Here is a 21135-nt window from a genome sequence, read left to right on the forward strand (position 1 = left end):
AACGAATGTGCAGGTTTCCGATTAATTCCTTAGAAAGGAGGTGATCCAGCCGCAGGTTCTCCTACGGCTACCTTGTTACGACTTCACCCTAATCATCTGCCCCACCTTAGGCGGCTAGCTCCCCGAAGGGTTACCCCACCGACTTTGGGTGTTGCAAACTCTCATGGTGTGACGGGCGGTGTGTACAAGGCCCGGGAACGTATTCACCGCGGCATGCTGATCCGCGATTACTAGCGATTCCGACTTCGTGCAGGCGAGTTGCAGCCTGCAGTCCGAACTGAGAACGGTTTTAAGAGATTAGCTTGCCCTCGCGAGTTCGCGACTCGTTGTACCGTCCATTGTAGCACGTGTGTAGCCCAGGTCATAAGGGGCATGATGATCTGACGTCGTCCCCACCTTCCTCCGGTTTGTCACCGGCAGTCTCACTAGAGTGCCCAACTGAATGCTGGCAACTAGTAACAAGGGTTGCGCTCGTTGCGGGACTTAACCCAACATCTCACGACACGAGCTGACGACGACCATGCACCACCTGTCATTGCGTTCCCGAAGGAAACGCCCTATCTCTAGGGTTGGCGCAAGATGTCAAGACCTGGTAAGGTTCTTCGCGTAGCTTCGAATTAAACCACATGCTCCACCGCTTGTGCGGGCCCCCGTCAATTCCTTTGAGTTTCAACCTTGCGGTCGTACTCCCCAGGCGGAGTGCTTAATGCGTTAGCTGCGGCACTGAAGGGCGGAAACCCTCCAACACCTAGCACTCATCGTTTACGGCATGGACTACCAGGGTATCTAATCCTGTTCGCTACCCATGCTTTCGAGCCTCAGCGTCAGTTGCAGACCAGACAGCCGCCTTCGCCACTGGTGTTCTTCCATATATCTACGCATTCCACCGCTACACATGGAGTTCCACTGTCCTCTTCTGCACTCAAGTCTGACAGTTTCCGATGCACTTCTTTGGTTAAGCCAAAGGCTTTCACATCAGACTTATCAAACCGCCTGCGCTCGCTTTACGCCCAATAAATCCGGATAACGCTTGCCACCTACGTATTACCGCGGCTGCTGGCACGTAGTTAGCCGTGACTTTCTGGTTAGATACCGTCACTGCGTGAACAGTTGCTCTCACGCACATTCTTCTCTAACAACAGAGCTTTACGAGCCGAAACCCTTCTTCACTCACGCGGTGTTGCTCCATCAGGCTTGCGCCCATTGTGGAAGATTCCCTACTGCTGCCTCCCGTAGGAGTATGGACCGTGTCTCAGTTCCATTGTGGCCGATCAGTCTCTCAACTCGGCTACGCATCACAGCCTTGGTAGGCCGTTACCCTACCAACAAGCTAATGCGCCGCAGGTCCATCCCAAAGTGATAGCCGAAGCCATCTTTTAAATTTGAATCATGCGATTCAAATTGTTATGCGGTATTAGCATCTGTTTCCAAATGTTATCCCCCGCTTTGGGGCAGGTTACCTACGTGTTACTCACCCGTCCGCCACTCGCTGGTAAACCAACGTCAAGTCCGTGCAAGCACGTCCAATCAGTTGGGCCAACGCGTTCGACTTGCATGTATTAGGCACACCGCCGGCGTTCATCCTGAGCCAGGATCAAACTCTCATATAAAATATAAGAACTTGAAAAGCTCAAATTTAAATTAAGCGAATTGACTTCGCAAATGTTTTTGCATCAATCGTAGTGATTGATGACCCTGCACATTTGTGTTCGTCGAAACTGTATTCAGTTTTCAAAGGTCTACCATGCAACCGATTTAATCGATCAGTTACAACGTTTATTATTTTAACACTTGTTAGTTATTTGTCAAGAACTTTTTTAATTCTTTTTTCAAACTTTTCAAACAAGCGACTAGAATAATATATCATGAAGTCATGCAGCTGTCAACAACATTTTTAAAGTCGTTGATTACTGTTAGAAGCAAATCCGACTGTCATCAGCGTCTGCCTCATCGACAACGATAACTACTATACCGAGATTGTGGCTAATCGTCAACTATATTTTAAAAGTTTTTCTGCTAATTTCAAAAGGACGAACAAATTCGTCTATAATAGTTTTAACCAAACAAGAAACTCGATGGTTATAAACTAAACTACATTTTAACATTCGAGTGACACTCAAAAAGAATTCTTAAACTCATACAAACAGCGATAGACTTCGATTGCCGTTAGATCCAAGCTGTCAAAAGTCAGCTGAGCAGCCGGCTGAAACTGTTCTAAAGTAAACTCACCGGTGCTTTGTCGATACGTTACCGTACAGACTTGAATGCCATAAGCAGAAAAAGTACGCTGCTGAAGATCCCCATGCGTATCTTCTGCCATTGCATCCAAACGACGCAAAATCCGCTGCAGTTCTGAATGAATCATGATCTAGCCTCACTAACTACTAAAATAAAAGAACCTAATCCAAACGACCAGGTTCTGCACTATATCTATTATATCGTTATTAATCAGGTTCATGCACTCGATCTGGCTTGATCATTAAGGCAAACATCCCAGCAAACATCCCGAAATAGTAGGTCAGAATCCGCCAGAGCAGCATCGCCAGCACCAATTTGCTTCCTGAGGCAATAAAGCTTGAGAACAGTACCGAAAAGCTGTATTCTGCTCCCCCTGTCCCACCAGGAATCGGAAACAGCGAGATTACCATAAAGATCAAAACGTTTAGACTGACTACCATCAGCACGTTCAAGCCATCGATACCCAGCGACAGCATGATGAAATAAGGAATCAGATAATAAAATCCCAGCTGCAGCAGGGTAATTAAACTGACTTTAGCCATTTTGCCGTATTCACTTTTGATCTTTAGACTTTCTTGATAGAACGTATCGATTTTTTCATTCAGCGTTGCCTGCATCTTTTCGTACTTATCAGGCTTCATAAACCAATGAGCAGGGCGAATCACGATGTTAGCCGCTTTTTTGGTGAAATTGTACCAATACATCACCAACAGCAAGCCAATGATGACGCTAAGATGAACCAAAAAGCCAAAGAGAACCAGCAGCGACAAAACGTGCATTTTAGCAGCAATATAGTGGAAACCAACCAAAAGACTGATGATGAAGTTGATCACGATCATCGACTGAAAAACGACAAACTTCATCAACAGCACCGAACTGGCCTGACCAGCATCAACGCCCGCCTGCATCATTGCTAACAGCTGTGCCGGCTGCCCCCCAGTTGAAAAAGGCGTTAGACCATTCCCCAATTGCTCAACCAATGGAATCCGGATTGCATCCTTCCAGGTAAAGCCGTCATGACGATCATTCATAAAAATCTTAACGACCACGGCTTCCAAAAACAAATACAGGCAGATGCACAACAAGGCTGCCCCAAACCAGCTCCAGTTTAGATGCACCAAATCCACGATAATCGAAGACAGCTTTATGTCACGCAGCGAATAAGCAAAAATGCCGATTCCGCATGCCAGCATCAAAACAAAAATAACCCAATTTTTTCGCGACATTTACCTAGCCCTCCTTTGCCTGCTCCAGATAGAATTGATGCCAGACTTTGGCAAGGTGCGACTTGGAGTATTGACGCGATGCGGTATGCGCCGCCATTTTAAGCTCAGCCAAACGAGCCGGTGTCTTCTGCAGCCAATCAAGCTTTTGCTGCATTTCATCAACATCTTTGGCTGGCTCGTAATATCCTTGAATAATTGAATGATAAAGATCCAGATCACGCAGCATGACCGGTGTCCCACAGCTAAAAGCCTCTAAAACCGACATCGGAAACAGCTCGTTATAAGACGGCAGTAAAAACAGATCGGCAATGTTATCCAGCTCAGCAATCTCTTGGCGACTGACGATCCCTGGAAATTTAAGGTTTGCCGGCGGATTGTCAACGATCTTTTTAAGCGCCGCGTAGCCATCCGTAATCCGCCCAAATGAAAAACCGCCCGCCCAGATAAACTGAACGTCAGGATTCTGCTCGGCTAATTGGATAAAATCAAAAACGCCCTTGCGCTCTTGAATCTGACCACTGCCCACCACGACAAACCGTTGCTGAGCGATCCCCCATTTAGTTTTCAGCCTTCTTTTTTCAAGTTCGTCAACGGGATGAAACTTGGCATCATCAACAAAGTTAGGAATATAGGTAATCTTGCTCCGTGGAATCCCATAGGCAACAAGTTTATCGATAAACGACGGGTTGACCACTACCAAATGATCCATGCGTTTATAAAAAGCAATCACATAGCGATAAAAGATTCCGCGAAAAGGCTGCGGAATCTTGAGGCTGCCTTCTAAAGTCTCTGGCAAAAAGTGCACGTAGCCGATTTTACGCCCGCGTTTCTTTGAAAAAGTGGAAAACCAAAATGGCAGGTCAATCGTGTGATAGTGGCTGATATCACTGGTTCGGTACTGATTAACCGCGATATCAAACTCGCCTTTAAAATTCGTTTTCAACAGATGCATCAGCTCCAGATAAGCGCTGCCCACCCCTTGACCAGCTACTTTATCCGCTGAAGAATACATAGTTATTTTTAACATGCTCAACCTCGTTTACCAAAAAGATGATGCTGTCGTTTCTTTTCGTCCTGCTCATCTTGCAGGCGCTGCTGACATTCCAGATAAAAGTCCATCACGCGCTGACCAAAGACTTCTGAGGAAATATCATGAAGCTTTTGCTGACGCTTGGTAATCGTTTCCTGCGTGTCAGGATGATCAAGGTAGTACAAAACGCCCTTGACCAGATCACCGCGCTTTTGAAAACTCATTCCAATAGCTGGATCATCAATCAGCTCGTCGGTATATTCACTGCGCATCACGACAATCGGCAAGTTGGATGCCAATGCCTCATCATAGGTCAGCCCCTGTGATTCCGAGTCCGATGCTGAGACAAAGACATCGGCCATTTGATAAAAGTGATGAACGTCCTCATTTTTAATCTCGCCGGTAAACTGAACGTGATCGCTAAGTCCCATCTTAACAACTTGCCGCTCCAAGGTTTCTCTGGCTGGACCATCACCAACGATCAAAAGCTGCGCGTCAGGACGATGCTGCAAAATATCCGGCAGCGCTTCAATTAGGGCCTGAATGTTTTTTTCATAAGCCAGGCGACTAAGCGACAGCAATACCGGCACAGTATCTTCATAACCCAGTTTTTGCCGCAGCTCATGTTTTTGCGCAGGCGTGTCTGGCTTTGAATACACGCGCAGATTAACCCCGGTTGGAATAATTCTGATTGGTGCGGTCACGTCATATGCCTGCAGCGTATCCAATACTCGTTCACTAGGCGCAATGATCCCCGTCATATTTTTTAGGTACAGATGCGCTAATCTGGCAACATCATGCGGCTTGATGATATGACCATTGGCAATATAGTGCAGATAGTCTTGATACATTGTATGGTACGTATGCAGGCACGGAATGTTCATCTCCTTGGCCACCATCTTGCCCATCATCCCTAAGGAAAACTCGGTCTGGTTATGAACGATATCCAGCTGCAGCTTACGGGCCAATCTCAAAGCCCTTATCCAGCCACGCACGGCAATGCGCCGATCGGTAAACGATACAAACGGAACGCTGGGAAAGCGATAGATGCCATTTTCCGGCTCATCATGCTTGGCGGCTGGATCGGTCGTAGTGAAGATGTAAACGTGATGCCCCTGTTCAGTCAATTCATCACGCAAAGTCTTGATCGACGTCGCAACGCCACTGACTTGTGGAAAATAAGTATCTGTAAACAACCCAATATTCACAATGCAATCCCCTTTAATTTTCAATCGCCAATAACGGCGAACGGTCAATTACGATTCAGATTCAGCACTTTCCATTTTAACTGATTCTTCATCATCAGATAACTGATTTTAACCCTACAAAAAAGTCGCTTCAAGACATTTGAAGCGACCTTGATTAAATTTTAGAAATTGAAGTTTTTTAAGGCCGGAACGCGACCAATGATCATCTGTCGCACCTCTTTGGCATTACGAGCATTCATGGCCTGGTGAACCAATGGCTGCAGCTGCCGCACGTGCAGTTCGCCAATCAGCGAGCGAATCGGCAAAATACTGGTACTGTTCATCGAAAACTCATCGATACCCATTCCTAAAAGAAGCGGCGTGGCCAGCGAGTTATTGGCCATCTCACCACAGATGCCGACCCATTTGCCTTCCGCATGCGCCGCGTCAACCGTATGCTTAATGGCTCTTAAGACGGCTGGGTGCAGCGTTTGGTAAAGATGCGCGACTTGGCTGTTGCCGCGATCGGCCGCAAACATATACTGCGTCAGATCATTGGAGCCAATACTGAAAAAGTCAGCATACTGTGCCAGTTGATCAGCCATTTCCACGGCGGCTGGGACTTCAACCATCATGCCGACCTCAATCTGATTCGCGCAGCCGATTCCTTTCGCCTGCAGCTTTTGACGTTCTTCTTCTAATACCTTGCGTGCCGCCAAAAACTCATCCAGCGTGCTGACCATCGGAAACATGACTGCTAAGCGGCCATAAACCGATGCTCTAAGCAGGGCTCGCATCTGCGGTCGCATAATTTCTGGGTGCGCCAGTGAAAAACGCAATGAGCGCATCCCCAAAAATGGATTATCTTCTGTCGGCGTCTGGATGGCTGCGATTGGTTTGTCGCCGCCAATATCCAGCGTGCGGATAATCACGCGTTCTGGCGTCATATCGGCGACGATTTTTTTATAGGCCAAAAACTGCTCTTCTTCGCTTGGCAGCGTATCGCGTCCCATAAACAAAGCCTCGCTGCGCATCAGGCCAATTCCTTCCGCGCCACTGTTTTTGGCACTTTCTATCTCATCGGGCATAAACAGATTGGCACCGATCTCGAAATGACGACCATCGGCACTGACGGTTCGCTGATGCTTCAAAACACCGAGCGACTCCATTTCCCGCGCATAGTCGCCAGCTTTTTTCTCGTATTCATCGATCTCAGCCGGCGTTGGACTCAGCAAAACGCGGCCATGAATACCGTCAACGATCAGCGAGGTGCCATCCAGAATCTCACGGGTCGCCGTTTTGGTACCAACCACGCCTGGAATCGCCTTTTCTTTGGTCATGATGGAAAAATGCGAGGTGCTGCCGCCTAGATCAGAGACGATCCCTACAACATAGCGCCGGTCAAAGCGGGCAATATCGGTCGGCGTCAGGCTGTGAGCGACGATAATCGCCTGATGTTTGAGCCGGCTTGGATCCGGCAGCTCGATCCCCAAGATATGACTCATTAAACGCTTAAAAAGGTCCTGCATGGCGATTCTTCTTTGATGCAGGCCCTGTTCAGAAGATGCATTTTCGGCTAGCCAGCGATCGGTTTCTTTTTTGACCGCATAGCCCGCCGTATATTTATTGGCAACGATCTGGTGCTCAATGGTCTGTTGAAAATCATCAGCCAGCACCAGCTGCAGCTGCATATCGACGACCACCGCCGCCTGTTTGTTGAGTTGAGCATGGGCTCGCTGACAAATCTCCCGCAGTTCATTGGCCGTAATAGCAAAAGAATCATGAAGCCGGGCGACTTCATGATTCACATTATCGGTATGTTGCTGCTTAACGGATAAGTCAGGAACTCCCAGCAAATAGGCCGGCGCGATGGCAATCCCACCGCCAGCCGCGATGCCATTGAGCTGTCTTGACATATTAGTCCGCCAAGCCTTCTTTCTTCATCGTTTCAGCGATGGCTTCGATAGCTTCCTTTTCGTCATCGCCTTCTGCAGTAATCGTAACGTTAGCGTTTTGACCAACACCCAGGCTCATAACACCCATGATGGACTTCAAGTTAACGCTCTTGCCGTTGTATGACAGAGATACGTCAGAAGTGTACTTGGATGCAGTTTGTACCAGAATCGTAGCTGGACGAGCGTGGATACCAGTTTCAGCAGTAATCGTAAAATCGCGTTTTTCCATTGTAATCATTCTCCTTAAGGCTTTGTTGGGCATTGGCAATTGGCAACCAACGCTTTCAATATCACCATTGTAGCAATTGTAAGCGGTAAATACAAGACGATTTCTTGGCAAATGACGCCAAAATGCGGATTTAATCTCGTTTTATCAAATGATAGTGCAATTCTCCGCCCCGTTCGGCTTTCCCTTCAATCTGGGTCCGATACTCATAATCATGATAAATCGGTTGGAAGTCCATAAATTCTGCGGGCGTCACGACAAATTCCTCAATCTTACCGGCGCGCAGATCTTCAAGCAGTTGACGGTAATCTTTGGCAGCCACGAATTCCCCACCTCTTTTCTTGATTGCTCTTCACCTATTTATATTATAACGGATTTTTTTAAATGGCGGGGTTTTTAGCATTCTAATTCAACCAGTGCTAAAATCAAAGGTAGAAAGTTTATCTGCTTTTTGACCTTTGTTGATAAAGCGCATTGTATCAAGTATTGATTAATTTGACTTTTATCGAATAAACCGCTTGATATATTACTAAAAGTAAGTATAATTGCATTATGGTCAAAAAAGGTCAAATATATTTTTGACTTCTGAGGGGGTAAAAATAAATGCTTTGTCAAGTATGCCATCAAAATCCCGCAACGATTCACCTACAAATGAATTTTAACGGTCAACGCATGCAGATTGACCTGTGCCAAAACTGCTACCAAAACATGCAGCAGGCACAAATGAACCTGATGAATGGGGGTAATGGAATGAACAACAACTTTGGCTTCGGCAGTCTCGAAGATTTTATGAATGCCATGAACAACATGCAGGGCCAAGACGCCAACAACCAAGGCAGCGCCAACTTTAATGCTCAATCCAGCAGCAATGGCGGCGGCAAGCGTAACAAAGGTCTGTTGGGGCAATATGGCGTCAACATGACCGACCTGGCCCGCCAAGGCAAGATCGATCCCGTAATCGGCCGTGACGATGAGATAGCGCGTGTAATCGAGATTCTTAATCGGCGGACTAAGAACAACCCAGTTTTGATCGGTGAAGCCGGGGTTGGTAAAACTGCAGTCGTTGAAGGTCTTGCCCAGGCAATCGTTTCTGGTCAGGTTCCGGAAAAGATCGCTTCTAAAGAAATCATCCGCTTAGACGTTGTTTCCCTGGTTCAAGGAACTGGCATTCGTGGTCAGTTCGAACAGCGGATGCAGCAGTTAATGAAGGAAGTTCAGAAGAATAAGAACATCATCCTGTTTATTGATGAGATTCACGAAATCATGGGTGCCGGCAATGCTGAAGGCGGCATGGACGCAGGCAACATCTTAAAGCCGGCCCTGGCCCGTGGCGATCTGCAGCTGATTGGCGCCACGACCATGAACGAATACCGCAAGATTGAAAAGGACGCGGCGTTGGCTCGGCGGTTCCAGCCAGTTGAGGTCAATGAGCCATCCGTTGAAGAAACGATCAAAATTTTAAACGGCATCAAGGGCCGCTATGAAGACTTCCACCACGTCAAGTACACCGATGATGCCATCCAAGCCGCGGCTAAGTTGTCCGATCGCTATATTCAAGATCGGTTCCTGCCCGACAAGGCGATTGACCTGCTGGACGAAGCCGGATCCCGCAAGAACCTGACCTTGAAGACCGCCGACCCGGCAACGATCGAAAATCAGATTCACACGGCCGAGGCTCACAAGCAGCAAGCCGTTGAAAGCCAAGATTATGAAAAGGCCGCCTACTACCGCGATCAAGTTTCCAAGCTGACCAAGGCTAAGCAGGATGCCGAAGAAAATCATACTGATCAAGCCGCAACGGTAACCGTTCAAGATATGGAAAAGATCGTCGAAGAAAAGACGCACATCCCGGTTGGCGACTTGCAAAAACAAGAAGAAAACAAGCTGCGTGATCTCGACAAGCAGCTCGAAAAGCACGTGATTGGTCAAAACGAGGCCGTTGACAAGGTTGCTCGGGCAATTCGGCGTAATCGGATCGGGCTTAACAAGTCTGGCCGCCCAATCGGCAGTTTCCTGTTCGTGGGGCCGACGGGGGTTGGTAAGACGGAAATGGCTAAGCAGCTGGCTAAACTGCTGTTTGGTTCCAAAGATGCCATGATTCGATTCGATATGTCCGAATACATGGATAAGACCTCGACTTCCAAGCTGATTGGGGCTGCCCCAGGCTATGTTGGCTACGAGGAAGCTGGTCAACTGACGGAACAGGTTCGGCGCCACCCTTACAGCCTGATTCTGCTGGATGAGGTTGAAAAAGCGCACCCTGACGTAATGCACATGTTCCTGCAGATTCTGGACGATGGCCGCTTAACTGACTCGCAGGGACGCACGGTTTCATTTAAGGACACCATCATCATCATGACTTCCAATGCCGGTACTGGCGACTCCGAGGCTTCGATCGGTTTTGGCCCAGAAGCAAGCGGCTCAACGCACTCGATTATCGACAAGCTGACCGACTACTTCAAGCCTGAATTCTTGAACCGTTTCGATGCCATCGTTCAGTTCAACCCATTGACCAAGCCTGATTTGATGAAGATCGTTTCACTGATGCTCGATGACGTCAATGCCATGCTGGCTGACAAGAACCTGCACATCGAAGTTCCAACCGACGTTAAAGAAAAACTGGTTGATCTGGGCTACGATCCTAAGATGGGGGCACGTCCATTACGCCGGGTCATTGAAGAACAGATTGAAGACCGCATCGCTGATTACGTTTTGGATCACGATCAAGTCAACAAGCTGGCTGCCAAACTCGATGGCGACGGCAAGATTGAAGTCGTGGCCGCTGATACGCCAGTTCCAACCAACACGCAGACTCCCAGCGTAACCGATGCAGCCAAAGACGATTCCGACGCTGAGTAACTCAAAAAAGTCTGTTTAGTCTGAATATAAAAGGCGCGCTGTCAAGCTTATGAGCCTGGCAGTCGCGCCTTTTTGTCTATTTTTGATCATTGAAATGCGTATAGCGCAGCAGCGGAATGGCGATTGCCGGCACCAGAATCATCGACAAAACCATTTCTGCCAGGCCATTCGTTGCCAAAACCGTCCCCAAGACCGTCCCTAAATGAGCAACATCGGTATGGTAGCCCTTAGCAACTGCTGGCGTATGCGCGAACAGATAGATACCGCCCAAAACCAGCAGCGTATTGGTCATGGCACCGGCCGCCCCCACGATCGTCAATGCCCAGCGCTGCTTCATTACCTTGCGCAGCCACAAAAACAGATAGCCAGCCACCAAACCGACCAGCAGCCGTGGAACGATCGCGATCAGCGGATTGGTAAAGATCAGCGGCGCCAGTGGACTGCTGGGATAAAAGAAGGCCCTAAGCCAGGTAATCACGCCCCAGGTACCGCCCAAAAGCATTCCCGTGTTTGGCCCCATGACTACCGCGCCAATCATTACCGTAATCTGCAGCGTCGTCAGCGACAATGGACCAATTGGGATGTTCCCTAGCGCTGGAATAAAATCCTGCAGTATCAAAATCGCCAACAGCAGTGTCTGAGCCGTTAAGCGTTTTGTTCTCACCGAAGCACTTGTCATTGATATCCCCTTTCTCGCACTATGCCTAAATATCCAGTCAATTATAACATGCTTTGAATTTTAGACGCGAATTAGTAATTTTGCTCGATAATTCAAGACCTTTTAGCGTTCGAAAGCGTTATAATGTGATTAACAAGCGTTTAGAGTTATGGAGCGATTTTTATGGCTGATTCATTTAAAACCGGAAACCCAATCTGGGTCTACTATACCGATATCGATACTGGTGCCAATCTGCGCGTTCCGCAGCTGCTGCGGGGCTTTGTTGGTACGCCTTTTCATATTGTCGAGTTAAAGTTTCCCAACTACCGATTCATTAAAGCCGATGGTCAATTGAACGGCAGCTTTGATATGCAGCCACACAGCGTTCACCTGTACTATCGTCGCAATTCATGGGGCGAGGTTCAAACCGTGGCTATGTATCTAAAATTATCAACGCCAACGCAGCTGTTTGACGACGTTGATGGCATGCCGGTCGATACGCCGCTGCCCGGCGGAATTTTCGTCAAGACGTTCCAGCGCATTGCCACCCAAAAAGGCGAGTTCTGGTACGAGGTGAATGCGGATCGCTGGCTGAAATATGACAGCAATACCATGAAGGACTTCAAGGAGCTGCCTAACGACGACTCCCTGGCACCAAAACCTGGCACTCAGCTGGCAATCTTGCCGCTGAATCATCTCAAAGCCGTCGTTGACTATGTACAGGGAAAGAAACTGGACGTCTACGATCAGCCGTATGGGCAAACCATCGGCAAGGTTATTGACGGCGAGCGGTTAGATATTATCGGCAAGCTCAATGACAATAATGGCGTCGTTTGGTATCAAGCAAAAGATCTTGGCTTTATCAACGGCTCTTACGTCAATCTGATCCAATAGGTTTTGTTATAATTAAAACAGCACTAAACGAAAGGAAGCATTGATTATGAAAGTTGCTATTGTCGGCGTTGGCAGCATGGGCGGCGCCATTATGCAGGGATTGAACAACCTGACCAAGTACGATCTGATCGCTTTGAACCCCAAAAATCCACGCGTTGAAAAGCTGGCCCATGAATATAAGTTTAAGCTGGTTTTTGATCCGCAAAGCTTGGTCGAGCTGCAGCCCGATGTCGTTATCTTAACGACCCCGGCTCCTGTGACCGTAACCGTGGCTGAACAGCTGCAAGCCCTGGATCCTCATACGATTGTTATCTCTGCAGCCGCTGGCGTTAAGCGCGTCGATCTGCAAAAAGCTCTGATCAATAATCCAGTCGCAACAATGATTCCCAATACACCGGTTTCTGTAAATGCCGGTACGATTGGCCTGTCATTGAATCCAACGTTTGACAAGACCATCAAAGATACCATCGTTCAACTGCTGAATGACCTTGGCGACGTGGTTCTGGTGCCTGAAGAACAGTTGGACATCGTGGGCGTGATTGGCGGCTGTGGTCCGGCATTCGTGGATGTCTTTATGGATGCCATGAGCGATGCAGCCGTAAAGCACGGATTGAATCGCCAGACTACCTACCGTTTGATTGCCAGCATGGTTAAGGGTTCAGGCGCCCTCGCTTATGAAACGCGACAATCACCAGCCGCTCTGCGTGATCAAGTCGCCTCTCCTGCCGGCACGACGATTCGGGGACTGGCTGCCCTGGAAAAGCACGGCTTTCGTTATGGCGTGATTGATGCCATCGACAAGGCCAGCGATGAAGACTAACTGGCGAGTTTTCCCGACCGGCGTCATTTAAATTGATTTACTTTTCAGACACCATTCGAATTAACTGATAAACCCCTGCTCAGCTTAACGCTGGCCGGGGTTTTAATTTGGCATCGTGATTCAATTTTTAACTTGGCAAATCCCAATCGCAGTGCTGATCAATACCAGCTCTGCTTTACCCAGTCAACGATCAGAATGCACTGCATCCGAAAAACTCGACGACTTAGATACATGAAAACATTATTAATATAAATTACCACTAGAATACAGCTGTTGGGCAAGCTCGCCATCAAAATCAATCTTACCTAATACCATTTCAATATATTCCATTAAGAAGCGCATATTTTGCTCATTAAAATCAATTACGACGCGGCTGGCCGAGTGAGCTTCCAGGTAGTAAATAAATTCACTATACTTATCTCCTTCCTCACTTTCCAGAAAAATACCATAGTGACCATTAACTGAATCGCCATGTTGCCAGTGATAGTTGGTTTGTGAAAGACATTTTTTCAATGCGCATGCCAAGTAGATCATTTCTTCTTTAGGCACTTCTCGATTTTTCTGGTTGATATTAATGCCTGCACCTTTGATTTTGAGTTGGATTAATGTAAGCACACCATAACAACACGTATTCTAACCGCCACACGGACCTTCTATACTTGAGGAAACTCATATGGGAGGTCTTTTTGATGGCTCAAAATGAAATCGTTGAAGTCAGCGCCACTTCAAACGACCGCAAGACTAACCGGCGCGTGCTGGTAGCCTCACTTTCGATTCAGAAGGTGCGGCTTAACATCTACCAGGACGCTGATCCTGCAATGATCGAAAATCTGATTAAACTCCTCGTTGATCATGCTAGTTAATTGGACTCAGCCGAAGCATGTTTTCATCGTCTGCGGCAAAACCGACCTGCACATATGCGCCGACTCGTTCAGAAAAAGTCATCATTGACATACTGACTCCTGACTATACGGGAGCGGTTATGTGTGACGGCTATCGTGGCTACGGCCAAGAGCAGCTGCCGAAAGCAACGTTTGGCAGCTGTCTCATACATATTCGACGACCTTTTATTGAATTGGTCAAAGGCCTCACGTTAAAGAATAATGCCCAGGCAACGCAGGCCGTAAAGCTGCTTAGCCGAGTATTTCATAAGGAAAATAACTTGAGGTATAAAACGCCGATTGAGAAAAAAGCGCAGCGACGAAAACTGGTCAAGCCACTGTTGGATGCCTTCTATCGCTTTATTGAAGGGATTGCTTATCCGATGCATAAGCTGAAAGACGCAGTCAAAAACGCCTTGAAACTTAAGGATCGTGTATATCAGATCTTTAAGATTGGCGAGCTGCCGTTAAGCAATAACTCGGTTGAGCAGAGCATCCGACCGTCGACCATCATTCGCAAAAACAGCCTGTTTGCGAAATCTACAGCCGGTGCGGAAGCCAATGCGATCTTCTATACGATCGTTCAGACGGCCAAACTAAATAATCTGGATATCTTCAAATATCTGGAATTGATCTTTGAAGCCTACACACGCTCTCAGAACCTGGATCTGAAGGCTTATTTGCCATGGAATCCAACCGTTCAGCAGATTGGTGTCAAATAAAATCACTAGGATAATGAAATGGGGCATCTCGCCAAGCCGCGAGATGCCTCATTTTTTCGTGTATTTTTCAACCCGTACCATTATGGTGTGCTTACAATACTAAAAAAGTCACCCGCAGATGAGGTTTTCACCTGCGGGTGACTTTTTCGTTGCTAATTAAATGTGTCCACACCGTTAATTAGTAAATACCATCGTATGCCTTTTGGTAAAGGTCGATGATTTCTTGCTTGGTACCCTTACGAGGGTTGGAGAAGGCGTTCCCATCCTTAAGGGCATTTTCAGCCATCAATGGGAAGTCTTCTGGCTTAGCACCGATTTCCTTGATGGAAGCCGGAATACCAACGGCCTTGCACATCTCGCGCATGCCGTCAATGGACTTTTGAGCGGCTTGCATGGTAGTCAGGCCAGTGGTGTCGTAGCCCATGATTTGTGCCAGTTCAGCGAACCGGTCTGGGCAAGCGATCAGGTTGTACTCTTCAACCGTGGTCAGCAGCAATGCACAGCAAACACCGTGTGGGGCGTCGTATTGACCACCAAGTTGGTGAGCCATGGCGTGAACGTAACCCAGGTTGGCATTGTTGAAGGCCATCCCGGCCAGCATTTCGGCTTCAACCATCTTGGTCCGGGCCTCAACGTTTTGACCATTGGCAACAGCTTCTGGCAATGCTTCTTGAATCAGTTGAATGGCTTCCTTACATTGACTGTCCGTGATTGGGTTGTGGTCAACGGAAACGTATGGTTCGATGGCCTGAACGAAGGCATCGCAACCAGTAGCAGCAGTAACTGATTGTGGAACGCCGAGCATCAGCATTGGGTCGTTGAAGGATACCAATGGAATGTTACGCCAGGAAACAACAACGAACTTCAGGTGGTCTTCTTCGTTCGTGATAACCGCGTGCCGGGTCAATTCTGAACCAGTCCCGGCGGTGGTGTTAACAGCCATCAGAGGTGGCAGTGGGTTATCCAGCGTTTCAATTCCGGCCAACTTGGTGATGTCATCACCGTTAGTCAGGATAATGCCGATTCCCTTACCACAGTCGTGAGCAGAGCCCCCACCAACAGTGATGATGGAGTCACACTTCTCTTCTTCGTACATCTTCTTACCAGCCTTGATGTTACGAATCTTTGGGTTAGGTTCAACACCGGTGAAGATGGCGTAGTCCACGCCAGCCTTCTTCAGTGATTCAATCGTTTGAACAACGGGGCCGTTTTCGATCTTTTCCAAGCTCTCTTGGGTAACGACCAGTGGCTTGTGCATGTTAAGCATCTTAGCACGGTCACCGATCTTGGCGATAACACCAGGACCAAAGAAGTTAACACTTGGCATTAAGAAATCAAATTGTCTATTCATAAATAGTAGCCTCCTCATGACATTTGAATACGTTTCCATAATCACATAGCTTTTCAACAAATTCAAGGAAAAACGGCTATTTTTGCTCGTAATTGAACAATCTTTAATAATTGTTTCATTTATTTAATTTTACCATAAAGAAATCGATTCCAATCTTTGACCGTGTCATAGGTAATCTCGCCAATGAAACGCAGATCATGCTTGGCGTAGACGTCCAACGCGATCTTGGCCTGCAGCGGATTCTCGCCCACGCCTACCGTGGTAACCAGCTTCAGACGGTCATGAACGGTCTTTTGGATCTTTTTAACGACCGCAATTGGATCATCCCCGAACAGTTTCCATGAATGGGTGATGTCCAGAATCGACTCGTCAATCGAATACGGCAGCAGGTCCTCATCCGCCACGAACTCGCGATAGATGTTGTTGACCTCAATGTTCTTTTCGATGTACGTATTCATCCGTGGCGGCACCACAATCAGATGGTTGTCGCGCGGCAAATCTCGCTGGCGGTTGACGTTGGAGATGCCGTAAAGCTTTTTGGCCATTGGGGATGAAGCCAGTACCAGCCCGCCATTGGTATTTTCGGCTTCGGACATGACTACGAGCGGCGTGGTGAGCGGATCCAGCCCGCGCATCGTGCACTCAATCGTAGCGTAGAATGATTTGTTGTCAATGACCAGGAAAATCCCGCGTGGCTCTTCTGAACTGTCCATCTTGTTGTCATTCTCGAACTTCTATTTGCATAATATTATAATATGCGAATAAGTGTTCGCAAAGGCGAAAACCAAGATAAAGGGTTTAAGGGTAATAATACGGCAAATAGGCCCGTGGAAATTCCGCGAGCCTTTTTTTGATTGCCAGAACTGCACTACGACTGAGCTGAATTGTATTTGGCAACCGAGCCACGTTCCTTTATTTGATACGGCAGCTCAACTGAAGAAACATTCTGGTTGGTCAAATGTTCAATTGCCAACTGTCCCATCTGCTTGAATGGCTGATCAATCGTTGTGATTCCCGGATAGATCATACTGGCTACTGATGAGTTGTCAAAGCCCAAAACTGCCAGTTGCTCAGGTACCTTTATGCCATGTTCCTGAGCGGCATAGATAACCCCGGCTGCGGCATCGTCACTGGCTGCAAAAATTGCCTCGGGAAGTTCTCCTTTTGCTAAAAGAAGTTCTGCGGCCTGCTTTCCTGCTGCAAACGAATAGTCGCCGGGAATGATGGATGGTGTAAGTCTAGCTGACTCCATTGCCTTTTGATATCCTGCGCAACGCGTCCTACCAGTTTGCGGGTCGTTAGTATCAACGGCAACCAAAGCAATTCGTTGGTATCCATGACTAATTAGGTAGTTAGTCCCTGCCATGGTAGCTTTAAGATTATCAATAGAAATCATTGGCTGATTGGAAACTTTGACGCCTAGAGAAATTAATGGCAGTTGCAGTTGATCAAGTAGTTTCAGATTGTTCTCATCAAATTGAACCGAAACCGATATGATTCCGTTGACTTTACGGCCAGCCATTAGATTTAGGCATGCCTTTAGTCGTTTTGAATCATTCAAACCGCAGTGAGCCAAAAGGATTCGTCCACCATTTTGGTAGGCCCAGTCTTCAATGCTGTCGATAATTGGGGCGGCAAAGCTCGTTGTGGCATTGGTTACGATTACCCCAATCAGATTTGAGGTCTGTGCAACCAGATTAACGGCAGCTTCATTTTTTTGATAGTGTAGCTCATCTGCAATTTTCTCAACCCGACGGCGAGTTTTTTCGCTGTATCCCCCACTATGGTTTAATACGCGAGAGACGGTTGATGGAGTTACTTTTGCTAGTCTGGCTATGTCTTTAATCGTGGCCATCGGGATCCTTCTTTCAAAAAGTAGTTGACTTTTTAAGTTAGCTGTATATATAATACTCCGTGAAAACGGTTACTAATACCGTTTTTATTATTTTGACATTTACTCAAACGTTTGCGTAACTTTTATTTTTAAATTTTTTACGAGGAATGATAATAATGGCATATACCCCAAAATGGTGGTGGCAAAATTCAGTTGTCTATCAAGTCTATCCACGGAGTTTTCAAGACAGCAATCATGATGGTATTGGTGATTTAAAAGGTATCATCAGTAGGCTTGACTATATAAAAAAACTAGGTGCTGACATTATCTGGCTCAATCCAATCTACCGTTCGCCAAACGTTGATAATGGGTATGATATCAGTGATTATCGGGCAATCGATCCAACTTTTGGATCATTGACCGACTTTAAGGAGCTGCTGACGAAAGCTCATGAACTTGGTCTGAAAATAATGATGGATCTGGTGGTTAATCACTCATCAGATGAAAATGAATGGTTTAAGCAAAGTCGCCAAGGAAAAGAAAATCCATATCGTGACTATTACATCTGGCGTGATCCAGTCGATGGTCATGAACCAACTAATTGGGGATCATACTTCTCTGGTTCAGCTTGGCAGTACGATGAAGCAAGCGGTCAGTACTACCTGCACCTTTTCGCAGTAAAGCAGCCCGATTTGAATTGGGAAAACGAAGCAGTTCGTCATTCGGTATACGACATTATGAATTGGTGGGCTGACCTTGGCGTTGACGGCTTTCGAATGGACGTCATCAATTTGATCTCAAAGCCAGCTGTTTATAAAGACATTCCGACCGCGCCAGGAATGAAGTATGGTGATGTTGAGCCGGTTGTTGCCAATGGTCATCGGATGCACGAATTCCTTCAAGAAATGCATCAGTCAGTAATGGCTAAGCATGATTTGGTAACGGTTGGCGAAACTCCTGGCGCGACAACTGATGATGCCAAAAAGTATGCCAACCTTGAACAGACTGAACTGAACATGGTTTTTGAGTTTGAGCATGTTGGTTTAGACGGTAACGACAACCCAGCTTTAGGAAAATGGAGCGACAAAAAAGTCAGTCTGCCAGAATTGCGAGATAACCTGGTGAAATGGCAGACTCAGCTGAGTGGTAAGGCCTGGAACTCGCTTTACTGGAACAACCATGATCAGCCACGCGTCGTATCCCGTTTTGGCAATGATGATCCAAAATATCGTGTCGTTTCGGCTAAAATGTTGGCGACAATGCTGCACTGTCTGCAAGGGACTCCTTATATCTACGCAGGTGAGGAACTGGGAATGACCAACACGACCTTTAATTCTTTGTCTGACTATCGTGATTTAGAGAGCATTAATGCCTACCATCAGCTGGTTGACGAAGAGCATCTGGTTGATGGAAAGACAATGAGCAGATATCTGGCAATTCATTCTCGGGACAATGCCAGAACGCCAATGCAATGGGATGACAGCAAGAATGCCGGTTTTTCGGATGCTGAACCTTGGATCGCGGTCAATCCCAACTATTCAGAGATCAACGCAAAGGCGGCACTGGCGGATCCATCATCCGTCTTCTATCACTACCAGAAACTCATTCAAATGCGCCATGACCTGCCAGTAATGACTGAAGGAAAGTTTGCACTGGTTAACGGCAACGAATCGGATGATCAGGTCTTTGCCTACACGCGGGATGATGGTGAAACGACACTGCTCGTAGTAACCAACTTTACCAAGGAAACGATCACGCGAGAATACGCCGCTGGTCAAGGCAAGCTCTTATTAAGCAACTACGAGGATGACATGGGAGAAACTCTGCGTCCATATGAAGCTAAAGTATATGAATTCAGTTCAAAGAGGTAACAAGTAATATGGAAAATCAAGAAACAACTACTGGACTACCGAGTCTGCCAATAAGTACCCTGTTTGCCATGACTTTTGGTTTCTTTGGCGTTAACATGGCATTCTCGCTGCAAAGCTCACAGATGGGAAGAATCTTTCAAACAATTGGTGCCGATCCTACCAAGTTGGGTTTCTTCTTTATTCTGCCACCACTGATGGGGATGATTGTTCAACCATTAGTTGGCAAATATTCTGATTTAACGTGGAATCGATTTGGCCGGCGTATGCCTTATCTTTTAGTTGGTGCGCCAATCGCGGCTCTGGTTCTGATTCTTTTGCCCAATGCGGGATCGTTTGGGTTCGGTTACGGTTCACTGGCCGCTCTTTGGTTTGGAGCGATTGCGGTTCTGTTCATGGACCTTTCTTCAAACGTCTGCATGCAACCATTCAAGATGATTATTGGTGATATGGTTAACGAAGACCAAAAAGACTTTGCCTGGTCCTGGCAGCAGATTTTCTCCAACATGGGCGGAATTCTCGCGACCCTGATGCCGTTTATCATGACGCTTTTAGGGGTTTCCAATACTGCTAAGAAAGGTTCTCTGCCTCACTCAGTCATCTGGACCTTCTACCTTGGCGCGGCTGTACTGCTCTTAACCAGTATCTTCACACTGGCCAAGGTTCATGAATACAACCCTCAAGACTATGCCAAGTACCATGGCGTTGATATTGCAGCCAATCAAGAAAAGCTTAGTTTCGCAACTTTGCTGAAGAACGCACCTAAGGCATTTTGGCAGATCTCTCTCGTTCAGATGTTCTGCTGGTTTGCGTTCCAATACCTTTGGACTTATGGTACTGGCGCTGTTGCAAAGAATGTCTGGAACGTAACTGATCCATCAACGGCTGGCTATCAGGCTGCCGGTAACTGGTTCGGTGTTCTGTCCGCTGTTCAGTCGATTGCGGCTGTATTGTGGGGAATGGTTCTGTCGAAGACCAAGCCAAACCAACGTAAGACGATGTATCGTTTAGGCCTGGTTCTTGGCGGACTTGGCTTCATGTCAGTGTTCTTCATCCACGACAAGATACTTTTGATTCTTTCTTTCGCTCTGATCGGTATTGGCTGGATTTCAATGAACTCGATTCCATTTGCCTTGCTGACGACTGCGCTGGCTGGTAAGCATGAAGGGGCATATCTGGGACTGTTCAACTGCAGCATCTGCTTGCCGCAAATCATTGCTTCCGTTGCCAGCTTTGCCATCTTCCCATTGATTGGCAAATCCATGCCGGGGATGCTCTTGTTGGCTGGTATCGTTTTTGCCAGTGGCGCGCTGTTTGTTGGTCGAATTCAAGAACAGCCGAATGCTTAATTGAAACATTTATTACTTACTCATATCTATCCTAAAA

Annotated in this window: 18 protein-coding genes, 1 rRNA gene and 1 pseudogene; 7 read left to right on the top strand and 13 right to left on the bottom strand. The window is 47.1% G+C overall.

The window, feature by feature from the left end; all coding sequences use genetic code 11:
- Window positions 1–33 precede the first annotated feature (33 nt).
- The 8 genes from H0G69_RS08080 to H0G69_RS08115 all read right to left on the bottom strand — a co-directional run bounded on the left by H0G69_RS08080 (window position 34) and on the right by H0G69_RS08115 (window position 8184).
- A 16S ribosomal RNA gene (locus H0G69_RS08080) occupies window positions 34–1610 on the bottom strand.
- A gap of 506 nt (window positions 1611–2116) precedes the next feature.
- Window positions 2117–2365, bottom strand: a complete 249-nt coding sequence (locus tag H0G69_RS08085; RefSeq protein WP_006500168.1) for a DUF1797 family protein — start codon at window positions 2363–2365, stop codon at window positions 2117–2119.
- Between the two features lie 79 nt (window positions 2366–2444).
- Window positions 2445–3464, bottom strand: a complete 1020-nt coding sequence (locus H0G69_RS08090) for a lysylphosphatidylglycerol synthase transmembrane domain-containing protein (protein ID WP_180304651.1) — start codon at window positions 3462–3464, stop codon at window positions 2445–2447.
- A 4-nt stretch (window positions 3465–3468) separates the two neighbouring features.
- Window positions 3469–4491, bottom strand: coding sequence for a glycosyltransferase family 4 protein (locus tag H0G69_RS08095; RefSeq protein ID WP_039945896.1), 1023 nt, complete (start codon window positions 4489–4491; stop codon window positions 3469–3471).
- A 2-nt stretch (window positions 4492–4493) separates the two neighbouring features.
- On the bottom strand, window positions 4494–5702 hold the full coding sequence (locus H0G69_RS08100; protein WP_180304652.1) for a glycosyltransferase family 4 protein: 1209 nt from the start codon (window positions 5700–5702) through the stop codon (window positions 4494–4496).
- 161 nt (window positions 5703–5863) lie between these two features.
- The gene (gene ptsP, locus H0G69_RS08105; protein WP_143112774.1) at window positions 5864–7597 is read right to left on the bottom strand and encodes a phosphoenolpyruvate--protein phosphotransferase; all 1734 of its coding nucleotides are present in this window, start codon (window positions 7595–7597) and stop codon (window positions 5864–5866) included.
- Between the two features lies 1 nt (window position 7598).
- Window positions 7599–7865, bottom strand: a complete 267-nt coding sequence (locus H0G69_RS08110) for a phosphocarrier protein HPr (protein ID WP_033935213.1) — start codon at window positions 7863–7865, stop codon at window positions 7599–7601.
- 130 nt (window positions 7866–7995) lie between these two features.
- A complete protein-coding gene (locus H0G69_RS08115) occupies window positions 7996–8184 on the bottom strand; it encodes a protein YkzS (RefSeq protein ID WP_006500175.1) in 189 nt (62 codons plus the stop codon).
- A gap of 281 nt (window positions 8185–8465) precedes the next feature.
- Between H0G69_RS08115 and H0G69_RS08120 the strand changes: the two genes are divergently transcribed.
- Window positions 8466–10721, top strand: coding sequence for an ATP-dependent Clp protease ATP-binding subunit (locus H0G69_RS08120; protein WP_240164341.1), 2256 nt, complete (start codon window positions 8466–8468; stop codon window positions 10719–10721).
- A 76-nt stretch (window positions 10722–10797) separates the two neighbouring features.
- Here H0G69_RS08120 and H0G69_RS08125 read toward each other — a convergent pair whose 3' ends face one another.
- Complete coding sequence (locus tag H0G69_RS08125; RefSeq protein WP_039945899.1) at window positions 10798–11400, bottom strand: ECF transporter S component; 603 nt, start codon at window positions 11398–11400, stop codon at window positions 10798–10800.
- Between the two features lie 162 nt (window positions 11401–11562).
- Between H0G69_RS08125 and H0G69_RS08130 the strand changes: the two genes are divergently transcribed.
- Together H0G69_RS08130 and proC are read left to right on the top strand one after the other, a co-directional pair.
- Window positions 11563–12273: a MucBP domain-containing protein gene (locus H0G69_RS08130; protein ID WP_048345818.1), complete on the top strand. Its 711-nt coding sequence runs from the start codon at window positions 11563–11565 to the stop codon at window positions 12271–12273.
- 46 nt (window positions 12274–12319) lie between these two features.
- Window positions 12320–13093: a pyrroline-5-carboxylate reductase gene (gene proC, locus H0G69_RS08135; RefSeq protein WP_180304653.1), complete on the top strand. Its 774-nt coding sequence runs from the start codon at window positions 12320–12322 to the stop codon at window positions 13091–13093.
- A 243-nt stretch (window positions 13094–13336) separates the two neighbouring features.
- Here the strand turns inward: proC and H0G69_RS08140 are convergent, their stop codons facing one another.
- A complete protein-coding gene (locus H0G69_RS08140; RefSeq protein ID WP_180304654.1) occupies window positions 13337–13708 on the bottom strand; it encodes a hypothetical protein in 372 nt (123 codons plus the stop codon).
- Between the two features lie 74 nt (window positions 13709–13782).
- Between H0G69_RS08140 and H0G69_RS08145 the strand changes: the two genes are divergently transcribed.
- Complete coding sequence (locus tag H0G69_RS08145; protein ID WP_180304655.1) at window positions 13783–13956, top strand: hypothetical protein; 174 nt, start codon at window positions 13783–13785, stop codon at window positions 13954–13956.
- A gap of 17 nt (window positions 13957–13973) precedes the next feature.
- The gene (locus H0G69_RS08150; RefSeq protein ID WP_240164342.1) at window positions 13974–14696 is read left to right on the top strand and encodes an IS66 family transposase; all 723 of its coding nucleotides are present in this window, start codon (window positions 13974–13976) and stop codon (window positions 14694–14696) included.
- Window positions 14697–14874: 178 nt separating this feature from the next.
- On the opposite strand, the gene H0G69_RS08155 is transcribed toward H0G69_RS08150, so the two are convergent.
- The 3 genes and pseudogenes from H0G69_RS08155 to H0G69_RS08165 all read right to left on the bottom strand — a co-directional run bounded on the left by H0G69_RS08155 (window position 14875) and on the right by H0G69_RS08165 (window position 17902).
- The gene (locus H0G69_RS08155; RefSeq protein ID WP_180304656.1) at window positions 14875–16047 is read right to left on the bottom strand and encodes an iron-containing alcohol dehydrogenase; all 1173 of its coding nucleotides are present in this window, start codon (window positions 16045–16047) and stop codon (window positions 14875–14877) included.
- A gap of 152 nt (window positions 16048–16199) precedes the next feature.
- A pseudogene (locus H0G69_RS08160) lies at window positions 16200–16760 on the bottom strand (Y-family DNA polymerase); the annotation flags it as partial.
- A 155-nt stretch (window positions 16761–16915) separates the two neighbouring features.
- On the bottom strand, window positions 16916–17902 hold the full coding sequence (locus tag H0G69_RS08165; protein WP_180304657.1) for a LacI family DNA-binding transcriptional regulator: 987 nt from the start codon (window positions 17900–17902) through the stop codon (window positions 16916–16918).
- A 155-nt stretch (window positions 17903–18057) separates the two neighbouring features.
- On the opposite strand from H0G69_RS08165, the gene H0G69_RS08170 reads away from it, so the two are divergent.
- Together H0G69_RS08170 and H0G69_RS08175 are read left to right on the top strand one after the other, a co-directional pair.
- Complete coding sequence (locus tag H0G69_RS08170; protein ID WP_180304658.1) at window positions 18058–19752, top strand: glycoside hydrolase family 13 protein; 1695 nt, start codon at window positions 18058–18060, stop codon at window positions 19750–19752.
- 8 nt (window positions 19753–19760) lie between these two features.
- The gene (locus tag H0G69_RS08175; protein ID WP_006499444.1) at window positions 19761–21098 is read left to right on the top strand and encodes an SLC45 family MFS transporter; all 1338 of its coding nucleotides are present in this window, start codon (window positions 19761–19763) and stop codon (window positions 21096–21098) included.
- Window positions 21099–21135: the final 37 nt, after the last annotated feature.

This window comes from Limosilactobacillus mucosae, from assembly GCF_013423865.1.
Taxonomy (GTDB): Bacteria; Bacillota; Bacilli; order Lactobacillales; family Lactobacillaceae; genus Limosilactobacillus; species Limosilactobacillus mucosae.